General features: G+C 73.7%; 11 protein-coding genes. 6 read left to right on the top strand and 5 right to left on the bottom strand.

Annotated features, from left to right (window positions below; all coding sequences use genetic code 11):
* The first annotated feature begins 58 nt into the window (after positions 1 to 58).
* The gene (locus HMPREF0731_RS07935; protein ID WP_040612553.1) at positions 59 to 490 is read left to right on the top strand and encodes a CoA-binding protein; all 432 of its coding nucleotides are present in this window, start codon (positions 59 to 61) and stop codon (positions 488 to 490) included.
* A gap of 180 nt (positions 491 to 670) precedes the next feature.
* Positions 671 to 1,390: a DUF2076 domain-containing protein gene (locus HMPREF0731_RS07930; RefSeq protein WP_007003553.1), complete on the top strand. Its 720-nt coding sequence runs from the start codon at positions 671 to 673 to the stop codon at positions 1,388 to 1,390.
* A gap of 200 nt (positions 1,391 to 1,590) precedes the next feature.
* Here HMPREF0731_RS07930 and HMPREF0731_RS07925 read toward each other — a convergent pair whose 3' ends face one another.
* From HMPREF0731_RS07925 to HMPREF0731_RS07910, 4 genes are all read right to left on the bottom strand, one after another.
* Positions 1,591 to 2,229 carry a trimeric intracellular cation channel family protein gene (locus HMPREF0731_RS07925; RefSeq protein ID WP_007003552.1) on the bottom strand — a complete coding sequence of 213 codons (639 nt, stop codon included), beginning with the start codon at positions 2,227 to 2,229 and terminating at the stop codon, positions 1,591 to 1,593.
* 12 nt (positions 2,230 to 2,241) lie between these two features.
* Entirely contained in the window at positions 2,242 to 3,465 is a 1,224-nt protein-coding gene (locus tag HMPREF0731_RS07920; protein WP_007003551.1) for an MFS transporter, read from the bottom strand.
* Between the two features lie 239 nt (positions 3,466 to 3,704).
* Complete coding sequence (locus tag HMPREF0731_RS07915) at positions 3,705 to 4,556, bottom strand: LysR family transcriptional regulator (protein ID WP_007003550.1); 852 nt, start codon at positions 4,554 to 4,556, stop codon at positions 3,705 to 3,707.
* Between the two features lie 102 nt (positions 4,557 to 4,658).
* Positions 4,659 to 5,786 carry a threonine synthase gene (locus HMPREF0731_RS07910; RefSeq protein WP_007003549.1) on the bottom strand — a complete coding sequence of 376 codons (1,128 nt, stop codon included), beginning with the start codon at positions 5,784 to 5,786 and terminating at the stop codon, positions 4,659 to 4,661.
* Between the two features lie 51 nt (positions 5,787 to 5,837).
* Between HMPREF0731_RS07910 and HMPREF0731_RS07905 the strand changes: the two genes are divergently transcribed.
* Positions 5,838 to 6,950 carry a M20 family metallopeptidase gene (locus tag HMPREF0731_RS07905; RefSeq protein WP_007003548.1) on the top strand — a complete coding sequence of 371 codons (1,113 nt, stop codon included), beginning with the start codon at positions 5,838 to 5,840 and terminating at the stop codon, positions 6,948 to 6,950.
* 65 nt (positions 6,951 to 7,015) lie between these two features.
* Positions 7,016 to 7,999: an endonuclease/exonuclease/phosphatase family protein gene (locus HMPREF0731_RS07900; protein WP_040612551.1), complete on the top strand. Its 984-nt coding sequence runs from the start codon at positions 7,016 to 7,018 to the stop codon at positions 7,997 to 7,999.
* A gap of 30 nt (positions 8,000 to 8,029) precedes the next feature.
* Here HMPREF0731_RS07900 and HMPREF0731_RS07895 read toward each other — a convergent pair whose 3' ends face one another.
* A complete protein-coding gene (locus HMPREF0731_RS07895) occupies positions 8,030 to 9,166 on the bottom strand; it encodes a M20 family metallopeptidase (RefSeq protein ID WP_007003547.1) in 1,137 nt (378 codons plus the stop codon).
* Between the two features lie 200 nt (positions 9,167 to 9,366).
* Here HMPREF0731_RS07895 and HMPREF0731_RS07890 point away from each other — a divergent pair, with 200 nt between their 5' ends.
* Together HMPREF0731_RS07890 and HMPREF0731_RS07885 are read left to right on the top strand one after the other, a co-directional pair.
* Positions 9,367 to 9,948, top strand: a complete 582-nt coding sequence (locus HMPREF0731_RS07890) for an LOG family protein (RefSeq protein WP_040612549.1) — start codon at positions 9,367 to 9,369, stop codon at positions 9,946 to 9,948.
* Positions 9,945 to 10,885 (top strand): bifunctional riboflavin kinase/FAD synthetase (locus tag HMPREF0731_RS07885; RefSeq protein ID WP_245538285.1); only part of this gene is annotated, 941 nt, incomplete at its 3' end. The genes HMPREF0731_RS07890 and HMPREF0731_RS07885, both read left to right, overlap by 4 nt.

Genomic DNA, 10,885 nt, shown 5'->3' with positions numbered 1-10,885 from the left:
CCCTCCCCCCTCCCCCGCCCCCGGCCCCGCCGGGCGCGCCCCGCCAGGAATGACCGCCATGCCGACCGACGGCCTCAGCGACGACCAGATCCGCAAGCTGCTGCTGGAGACGCGGCGCGTCGCCGTGGTCGGCGCCTCGGCCAATCCGGCGCGGCCGTCCAACGGCGTCACCGGCTTCCTGGTCGGGCGCGGCTATGACGTCACGCCGGTCAATCCGGGGCTGGCCGGGCAGCGGCTGCATGGCAGCCCGGTCGCCGCCAGCCTGGAGGCCGCCGCGCCGCTCGACCTGGTGGACATCTTCCGCCGCAGCGAGGAGGCCGGCGCCGTTGTGGACGAGGCCATCCGCCTCGGTGCCCGCGCGGTGTGGATGCAGCTGGGCGTCATCGACACGGCGGCGGCGGAGCGCGCCCGCGCCGCCGGGCTGGTGGCGGTGATGGACCGCTGCCCGGTCATCGAATGGGGCCGGCTGGGATTGTCCACCGGCGCCTGACACGGCGTGCCGCGAGCGTGGGCGGGGCCGCTGCGTGACAAAACATGTCCGAGAATTCATCTTCGCTTGAAAGCCGGCCGCGGCTGAGCCAGATGCGATGCTCGCGCGCGGCGGGGCGAATCGCCCTTTGTCGTGTGCGGGACGCAACCGTTCTGGGAAAGGCCCCATCGGGGATCCGACATGACCGAAGAAGAACGCCGCATCATTTCCGCCTTCGTGGAGCGCATGGCCGGGGTCAGCGCCCCGCAGCCGGCGGCTTCGCCCTGGGGTGGCAGCAGCGTGCCGGCCACCCAGTCCCGCCCGCCGCTGCCGCCGGTCGATCCCGAGGCGGACCGGCTGATTTCCGAGCTGTTCGCCCGCTATCCGGAGGCGCGCTACCGCCTGACGCAGACCGCCTTCGTGCAGGAGCACGCGCTGGTCCAGGCGCAGAACCGCATCCAGGAGCTGGAGTGGCAGCTGGAGAACACGCAGCGCCAGGCCGAGGCCGCGCAGCAGAGCCGTGGCGGCCTGTTCGGTGGCATGTTCGGTGGCGGCGCGCAGCGCCCGGTGCCGATGTCGCCGCGCCCGCAGCCGGTGCAGCCGCCGCAGCAGCTGCCGCCCGGCATGATGCAGCAGCGCAGCGGCCCGGGCTTCCTGGCCTCCGCCCTGACCACCGCGGCCGGCGTGGCCGGCGGCATGGTGCTGGGCAACATGCTGATGAGCGCCTTCTCCGGCGGCGGCTCGGCCATGGCGAGCGAGGCGGCCAATGCCGCCGGCGGCTTCGGCCAGGAGGCGGTGCCCGCCAGCAGCCCCTGGACCGATCCGGGCGCCGGGCAGCAGGACGCCTTCCCGGCCGATGACAATGCCGGCTTCGCCGACGACGCCTTCGCCGACGACAGCGGCTTCGACGACGAGATCTAACTTTCAGGCTGCCGCTTTTCTTTCAGGCTGCCGCCGTCCCGTTCCGAAGCGGGACGCGGCGCTGGGCCGGAGTGGCCCTGGTGAGTGCAGCGATCCCGTCGCGGCCCTGACCGGCAGCCGACAGAAAAGTCCGGGGGAATTCATTCCCCCGGGCTTTTTTTCTGTCGGGCTGCCGCTGTCTGGTGGAGAGGCGGGACGCTTCAGTCCGGGTAGTCGCGCCCCGGCCGCGGCTTGTAGGCCGGCAGGGACCAGCCGCGTTGCAGCGCCGCGGCGCGGATGGCGAAGGCCAGGGCCATGCCGGCCAGCACGGCGGGGCCGCGCTCCAGCCCGGCGAGCGTCAGCGCCACGAACAGGGCGGCGCCGGCGGCGGCGGCGGTGGCGTAGATCTCCTTGCGCAGGATCAGCGGCAATTCGCCGCAGATGACGTCGCGCAGCGCGCCGCCGAAGGTCGCCGTCATCATGCCGAACAGGATCGCCGCCCAGGGGCTGGCGCCGGCGGAGAGCGCGGCCTCCGCCCCGCTGACGGCGAAGACGGCCATGCCCACCGCATCCGCCCAGAGCAGCGCGGTGAAGCGGCGTTCCAGCCGGTGCGCGGTGAAGAACAGCACCAGCGCGACGAGGGCCGCCATCAGCACCAGGCCCGGCGTGTTCAGCCAGGCGACGGGGCGGCCCAGCAGCAGGTCGCGCACCGTGCCGCCACCGAAGGCGGTGGTGGCGGCGATCAGCACGAAGCCCACCGGGTCCATCTGCTTGCGCGAGGCCACCAGCGCGCCCGAGGCGGCGAAGGTGGCGGAGCCCGTCCAGTTCAGCGCCTCCAGCAGGAGGCCGAGGCTCGGCACGGCGGAGCCCTGCTATTCCGCCGGCTGCGGCTGCGCGCCGCCGGCGCGGGCGCTGCCGCGCGCGCTGCCCATGCAGAGCAGCGACAGGGCCAGCACCCCGGCCACCAGCGGCAGCACCCAATGCGCCAGCCCGGCATCCAGCAGCAGGCCGAAAACCGGCGTCAGCGTGCCGCCCAGCGGCAGGCCGGAGGAGATGAAGCCGAACACCTTGCCGATCTGCCCCGGTGGCGCGGCGTCCTTCACCATCACGTCGCGCGGGGTGCGGCTGGCGCCGAGCGCGAGGCCCGCGCCGAGGGCCAGCAGCGCCATGGCGAACCAGGGCAGCGGCAGCAGGCCGAGCAGCAGGATCAGCGCCACCGCGACCAAAGTGAGGCCGACGACAAAGACGCCATGGCGGCGCGAGCGGTCGGCGAACCAGCCGCCCACCAGCACGCCCGCGGTGGCGCCGGCCATGTAGCCGGTCAGCGACCAGGCGCCCTGGGCGGGCGGGATGTCCCAGAGCTGGTCGAGCACGGCGATGACGTAGCTCTGCATGCCCGAGCCCGCCATGGCGGAGAGCAGGAAGAAGGCGAAGAACAGCAGCATCGGCCGGGTCATCAGCGCGCGCACGCCGTCCTCGGCCGTCTTGCCGCGCGGCTTCGGCTGGTCGGAGAGCACGCGGCTCTGCAACAGGATGGCGCCCACCACCGGCACGCCGATCAGCCCCACCATCAGCAGGGCGGAGCGCCAGCCGAGCAGCGCGGTCAGCGCCAGGATGACCGGCGGGGCGAGGGCGAAGCCCAGATTGCCGGTGAAGGTGTGCATGGCGAAGGCGCGGCCCATGCGCGCCTTGTTGATGCTGCCGGCGAGGATGGCGTAGTCGGCCGGGTGGATGACGGAATTGCCGAGGCCCGACAGCACGGCGAGGCCCAGGATGACCCAGTAGTTCGGCGCGAAGGCCATGGCGGAGATGGACAGGGCCATCAGCAGCGTGCCGCCCACCAGGTAGCGCCGCGCCCCCTGGCGGTCGACCAGGAAGCCCACGGGGGTCTGCAGCACCGCGGTCACCGCGCCCATCAGCGCCACGGACAGGCCCAGCTCGAAATAGGAGACGCCGAACTCCTCCTTCCAGAGCGGGAAGAGCGGCGCCAAGCAGAGCATGTAGAAATGCGACAGGAAATGCCCGGTGCCGATCAGGCCGATGATGCGCCAATCCTTGCTGGGCGGCGGGGCGGCTTCGGTGCCGACGGGAAGCATGGGCAGGGGTCCTCTCGCAGAGGCGAAAGGCTGCGCCCGGCCTTGCGGCCTGTCAAACGGCGGCGCGCCCTTGAGAGGGGCTTTGCCCCTCTCTGCACCTGCGCGGCAGTGCCGCGCAGCCACCAAAGGCCTGAGGCCTTTGGAAACCCATCTGTTGGGACCCCACTGATGGCGGGTGCAGGGGACCCTGTCCCCTGCCCAAGGGAAAGAATGGGGGAGTTTGAGGGGGCAAAGCCCCCTCAACCGCCGGCGATGCTGTCGCGGATCAGCTCGATCAGCGGCTCGACCAGCTGGGTCTGGCCGGTGGCGTCGCCGAACACCGCCATCTCGGCCACCCCCAGCGGCGGCAGGCCGGGATGCTCGACCAGCCCGGCCGGCAGGCCGGAGCGGCCCAGCACGGTGGCCGCCAGCCCGGCCTGGGCGGCGGCGGCGACGCCCAGCAGGCTGGCCGAGGTATAGACCACCTCGAACCCCATGCCCGCGCGGGCCAGCGCGGCCAGCGCCCGGTCGCGGAACATGCAGCCCTGCGGCAGCATGGCCACCGGCAGCGGCCGGCCGGCGGGGGCCTCCCAGCCCGGCGGCGCCACCCAGACGATGGTCTCGGTCCAGATCGGCCGCCCCTCGGTCTCGCCATCGCGGCGCTTGCCCAGCACCAGGTCGAGCGCGCCGCGCTCCTGCTCGGCGCGCAGCTCGTGGCTGCGGCCGACCTCGATCTCCAGCCGCAGCTCGGGGAAGGAGCGGGCGAAGCGCGCCAGGATCGGCGCCAGGTTGCGCGGCACGAAATGGTCGGCGACGCCGAGCCGCAGCCGCCCGCGCACCGGCGGCGCCACCAGCCGGCGCACCGCCTCGTCGTTCAGCGCCAGCATGCGGCGGGCATAGGCGAGCAGCGTCTCCCCCTCCCGCGTCAGCGCCACGCTGCGGCTGGTGCGCTCGAAGACGCGCTTCTGCAGCAGCTCCTCCAGCCGCTTCACCTTCAGGCTGACGGCGGATTGCGTCAGGCCGAGTGCCGCGGCGCCGGCGGTGAAGCCGCCACGCTCCGCCACCTGCACGAAGCAGCGCAGCAGGTCGAGGTCGAGATCGGGGATACGCATGGGATGCGGCGGCCTTCGGGCGAGGAAGTCGCCCCTGGGTCGCGGATATTCCAGGCGCGGGCTGCGAAAAGCAAATCCGCCCGCGCCCGGAAGCGGGAAGGCTCAGTCCAGCGCCAGCCCGGCCAGCTCGGCATGGCGCTGCGTCGCCTTCAGGCCGGAGCCGGTCAGCACCACCACGCTGGTCTCACCCTCGCGGATCTCGCCGCTCTCCAGCAGCCGGGCGAAGGCGGCCGCCGCCTGGGCGCAGGTCGGCTCGACATAGAGGCCGCGCTCGGCCAGCCCCCGCGTGGCGCGGGCGATCTCGCTCTCGCTCAGCAGCACGGCGCCGCCCTGGCTGTCGCGCAGGGCGCGCAGCACCTCGGCGCGGCGGATCGGGCGGGCGATCGCGGTGCCCTCGGCGATGGTGGGCATCGGCTCGGCCGCATCCTCGCCCAGCCATTCGCGGGCGATCGGGCCGCAATTCTCCGGCTGCGCGGCGAACAGCCGCGGCAGGCGGCGGATCTGCCCCGCCCGCAGCAGCTCGCCGAAGCCGATGGCGCAGCCCAGCACGTTGGACCCCGCGCCGCAGGGGATGATGACATTGTCCGGCGCGCGGAAGCCTAAGTCTTCCCACAGCTCATAGGCCAGCGTCTTGGTGCCCTGCAGGAAGAAGGGGTGCCAGTTGTGGCTGGCATAGAAGGTGTTGGCCGCCTCGGCCTCGGCCGCGTCGGCGCAATCCTGGCGGCTGCCCGGCACCAGGGTGATCTCGGCGCCGAGGCTGCGCGACTGCACCGTCTTGGCCGGGCTGGTGGAGGCCGGGACCATGATGCGCGCCCGCATGCCGCCGGCCGCCGCATAGGTGGCGATGGCGGCGCCGCCATTGCCGGAACTGTCCTCCAGCACCGCCTCGATGCCCTGGTGGCGCAGCAGGGAGAGCATCACCGAGGCGCCGCGATCCTTGAAGCTGCCGCTCGGCATGAACCATTCGCATTTGAAGCGGACCGGCGCGCCCGCCCATTCGGAGTCCAGCAGCGGCGTGCAGCCCTCGCCCAGGCTGATGCGCGCATCGGGCAGGAAGGGCAGCGCGGCGGCGTAGCGCCACAGGCTGCGCTCGGCCCCGGCGATGTCGGCGCGGGTGATGCCGGGCAGGTCGGTCAGCAGCAGGGGCTGCCCCTCCGGCCCGCACCAGCGCGGCTCGGAGAGCGGCCAGGTGCGGCCGGAGCGGGGGTCGAGATAGGCGGGGTGTTGCATGGCGCGCCACCCTGGCTTGCCGGGGACGGCGCGGCAAGATACCCCGACGCCATGCCGTACACCGACGCCATCGCCCGCCTCGCCGCCGACCTGGTCCGCCTGGACAGCCGCAGCTTCGTCTCCAACCGGGCCGTCGCCGACCGCATCGCCGCCGAGCTGGAGGGCTTCGCGCTGGAGCGGCTGGACTACACGGACGCGGCCGGGGTGGCGAAGCAGGTGATCGTCGCGCATCGCGCGGCGGTGGGGGGCGGCTCCACGGGGGGCATCGCCCTGTCCGGCCACATGGACACGGTGCCCGACACCGGCTGGACCGAGGACCCCTTCTCGGGCCGCATCGATGCCGAGGGGGTGCTGCACGGGCTGGGCGCCGTGGACATGAAGGGGCCGCTCGCCGCCTGCATCATCGCGGCGAAGACCCTGCCGGCGCACCGGCCGGCCACGCTGCTGATCACCACCGACGAGGAGACGACCAAGCAGGGCGCCCGCGCCATCGCCGACCGTTCGGCGCTGGCCCGGCAGGCGGGCCTCGCCGGCATCGTCGTGGCCGAGCCCACGGGCATGCTGCCGGTGCGCGGGCACCGCAGCAATATCGACTTCATCGCGGTGGCGGAGGGGGTGCAGGCGCATTCCTCGCTGGGCACCGGGCGCAACGCCAACTGGGCGCTGATTCCCTTTCTGGTCGAGATGAAGGCGCTGGCCGAGCGGCTGCGCAGCGACACGGCGCTGCACGACGCCGCCTATGCGCCGCCCTTCTCCGACTTCAACCTGATCCTCGACAATCACGGCGCGGCGGTGAACGTGACGGTGCCCAGGGCCACCGCGCGCATCAAGTTCCGCTACAGCCGCAGCATCGACCCGAGCCCGGTGGTGGCGGCGGTGGAGGCGGCGGCGGCGCGCGCCGGGGTGCGGCTCACCATCCTGCGCCAGGGCCGCCCGCCGGAGATGCCGGCCGACCACCCGCTGGTGCGCGCCGCCGAGGCCGCCACCGGCCACGCCGCCGAGACCCGCCCCTTCGGCACCGATGCCAGCGAATTGCAGGAGATCGCCCCCTGCCTGATCCTGGGCCCGGATGTGATGAGCACGGCGCATTCGCCGCGCGAATGCGTGCATCTGGACTGGCTCTCGGCGTCGGTGCCGGTGTTCCACCGGTTGATGCGCGGCTGACGGTCCGCTGGGGCGGCGCCCCCGCCCCTTGCCCCGACGCGGCGCCGCGTGACATGCTAGGCGCCATGCCGATCACCGACACCACGCTGTGCCTGTCCGAGATCCCCGAGGCCGAGCGCCAGGCGCTGCGGGACGGCCCCGCCACACGGGCGGCGCATGACGCGGCCCTGGCCGCCCTGCCCGCCTTCGGCCAGATCGAGCTGGGCGGCGTCTCGGCCAGCCCGCCGCCGCCGGGGCCGCTGCGCGTCGCCGCCTGGAATCTGGAGCGCGGCCTGTTCCCGGCCGAGAGCGCGGCGCTGCTGCGGCGGGAGGGCGCGTCCCTCGCCCTGCTGACCGAGCTGGACCAGGGCTGCCACCGCACCGGCCAGCGCCACGTCACCCGCCTGCTGGCCGAGGCGCTGGGCCAGCGCTACGCCTATGGCGTCGAGTTCCTGGAGCTGGCCACCATGCCGGCCCCGGTCGAGTTCCCCGACAACCCGCCGGGCAATGCGCTGGGCTTCCACGGCAATGGCTTCCTCTCCGCGCTGCCCTTCCGCGAGGCGCGGCTGATCCGCCTGCCGGCCGAGGCCGACTGGTTCGTCTCGCCGCGCGGCGGGCAGAAGCGGATCGGCGCGCGCATGGCGCTGGCCGCCATCTTCCGCCATGGCGAGCAGGAATTCGTCGGCTGCGGCGTGCATCTGGAGAGCGACACCGATGTCGCCGGGCGGGCGCGGCAGATGGCGGCGCTGCTGGACGAGCTGGACGATCTCGCGGGCGGGCTGCCGGTGGTGCTGGGCGGCGACCTGAACACCCCGGTCGGCCCCGGCGGGCAGGACGACCCCGCCGAGGCGCTGTTCGGCCTGGCCCGCGCGCGCGGCTATGACTGGTCCGGCAACCTGGCGCAGGTCAGCACGCGGCCCAGCCTGTGGAGTCCGGGCAAGCCGCGCCAGCTCGACTGGCTCTGCGCCCGCGGCTGCCGGCTGACCGCGCCGCGCATGACCCCGGCCCTCGGCCCCGATGGCGGGGCGCTGAGTGACCATGAGCTGATCAGCGCCACGGTGGCGTTCTGAGGCGGGGCGCGCGGCCCCGCCCCCGCCGCCTCAATCCCCGAGCGTCTCCAGCAGCTCGCACAGCGTGCCGCAGCGCGCCGCGAGTTCCGGCCACAGGATGTGCTCGAACTCGGCATGCGCCCCGGCGCCGGAGCAGCCGAGGCCGTCCAGCGTCGGGATGCCGAGCGCGGCGGTGAAATTGCCGTCCGAGCCGCCGCCGCGATGCTGCTTCGGCAAATCGTAGCCGAGCTTCGCCGCGATCTCCTTGGCCCGGGCGTAGAGCGCCAGGTTGCCCGGCCCCTCCTCCATCGGCGGGCGGTTCATGCCGCCGGTGATGGCGACCTTGGTGCCCTCGGGCTGCGGCCCGGCCATGGCCAGGATCGCGGCCTCGATGCGCGCCCCGTCCTCGGCGGTGGCGACGCGGAAATCCACCTCGCAGCCGGCCTCGTTCGGGATCACGTTCGGGCGGGTGCCGCCCCAGACCGGGGCGCAATTGGTGGTGGTGCCGCCGGGCAGGTCGACCAGGGCGTGGATCTGGGTGATCAGCCGCGCCAGGGTGACGATGGCGCTCGCCCCCTCCTGCCAGTTGCCGCCGGCATGCGCGCTCTGCCCCGTCACCTTCACGGTGAAGCGGCCGACCCCCTTGCGCGCGGTGACGCAGCATTTCTGCGCGCCGCCCGCCGGCTCGGGGATCAGCACGGCGCAGGCGCCCTGGGCCTCGCGTTCGATCAAAGCGCGGCTGGTCGGGCTGCCCACCTCCTCATCCGAGGTCAGCAGCAGGGTGATCGGCGCGCGCGTCGCCGTCTTCTGCCGCAGGATCTCGCGCACCGAGTGGAAGGCGAAGAAGCTGCCCGCCTTCATGTCGTAGATGCCGGGGCCATAGGCCTTCTCGCCCTCCAGGCGGAAGGGGATGGTGTTGGCCAGGGTGCCATGGTCCCACACCGTGTCGAGATGGCCGGCCACCAGCACGGGGCGGCCCTGGCCGGGGGTGCGGGCCACCAGCTGGTCGCCATGGCCGTCGCGGCCGGGGATGCGCTCGATGCGGGCGCCGACGGCGCGGAGCTCGGCCTCGGCCTTGTCCATCAGCCCGTTGATCGCGGCGGCGTCGGTGGTCGGCGTCTCGTGCTCGACCCAGCCGCGCAGCTCCTCCAGCAGGGTTTCGCTGCTGCCGAGTTGGGTGACGGGCATGGGCAAGGTTCCTTCTTTGGCGCGATCGCGGGGTCGATCCGGGCGGGGTCGGGTTGTCGCCCCGGGGGCGGCGCTTGTCCACCGCGCCGGGGCGCGGCAGTGGCGGCGCCGGTCCCGCTTGTCCCTCCCCCGCCGCGCCGCTAAGCCCGAGGGCGGGGCCGGCCGCTTCCTGGCCGCGCCACAGGCTGGGGTCCGTGTCGATGAAGCGTGTCTGTGTGTTCTGCGGTTCCAACCCCGGCAACAACCCCGCCTATGCCGAGGCGGCGCGCCAGATGGGCCGCGCCATCGCCGCGCGCGGCCTCGGCCTGGTCTATGGCGGCGGGCATGTCGGGCTGATGGGCATCGTGGCCGACGCCGCCATGCGCGACGGCGCCGAGGTGATCGGCATCATCCCCGAGACGCTGATGCGGCGCGAGGTCGGCCACGGCGCCATCACCGAGCTGCGCGTCGTCGCCACCATGCATGAGCGCAAGGCGATGATGGCCGATCTGTCGGACGGCTTCGTGGTGCTGCCGGGCGGTATCGGCACGCTGGATGAGGCGATCGAGGCCTTCACCTGGACGCAGCTCGGCATCCACGACAAGGGCTTGGCCTTCCTCGACACCGAGGGCTACTGGCAGCGCCTGGCCGGCGTGCTGGACCACATGGTGGGCGAGGGTTTCCTGCACGCCAAGCACCGCGCCATGGTGGGCTTCGCCGCGACCCCCGAGGCGGCGCTGGACGCGCTGGCCGGCTTCACCCCGGTCGAGGTGGAGAAATGGGCGGAGAAGTCGGCGCGGTGAGCCGGCCGCCCCCCGTGCTGCACACCGATTGGCGCGGCCTGCCCGAGGCGGCGCGCGGCGCCGCCCTGGCGCTGGGCAATTTCGACGGCGTGCATCTCGGCCACCGCGCCGTGCTGCGCGCCGCCCATGCCGGGCGGCCGGAGCTGAAGCTCGCCGCCCTGACCTTCGAGCCGCACCCCAGGGAGCATTTCCGCCCCGACGACCCGCCCTTCCGCCTGACGCTCGCTTCCGCCAAGGCGGCGGCGCTGGGCGCGGCGGGGGCCGATATCGTCATCGCGCTGCCCTTCGACGCCACGCTCGCCGCCATGCCGGCCGAGGAGTTCGTCACCGAGGTGCTGCATCGCGGCCTGGGCGCGAAGCACCTGGCCTGCGGCGCCGATTTCGCCTTCGGCCACCGGCGCGGCGGCGATGTCGGCTTCCTCGCCGCGCGGGCCGAGGCGCTGGGCATCGGGCTGACCGTGGTGCCGCCGGTGGCGGACGAGGCCGGCCCCATCTCCTCCTCCCGCATCCGCCGTGCCTTGCAGGACGGCTATCCGGAGCGCGCGGCGGCGGCGCTCGGCCGGCCCTGGGCGATCACCGGGGTGGTCAGCCATGGCGACAAGCGCGGCCGCACCATCGGCTTCCCCACCGCGAACGTGCCGCTGGGCCGGCACCTGGAGCCGGCGCGCGGCGTCTATGCGGTGGCGGTGCGGCTGGCCGGTGGCGCCACGGTGCCGGGGGTGGCCAATATCGGCCTGCGCCCGACCGTCGGCGGCAGCGAGAGCCGGGTGGAGGCGCATCTCTTCGACTATGCCGGCGACCTCTATGGCCAGGAGGTCAGCGTGGCGCTGCGGCATTTCCTGCGGCCGGAGCGCAAATTCGCCGGCCTGCCGGAGCTGGTGGCGCAGATCGGCGCGGATGCGGCGGCGGCGCGCCGGCTGCTCGGCCTGGCGCCGGG

This window comes from Pseudoroseomonas cervicalis ATCC 49957 (assembly GCF_000164635.1).
GTDB lineage: Bacteria > Pseudomonadota > Alphaproteobacteria > Acetobacterales > Acetobacteraceae > Pseudoroseomonas > Pseudoroseomonas cervicalis.
This window is presented reverse-complemented; position numbering and strand designations above follow the sequence as displayed.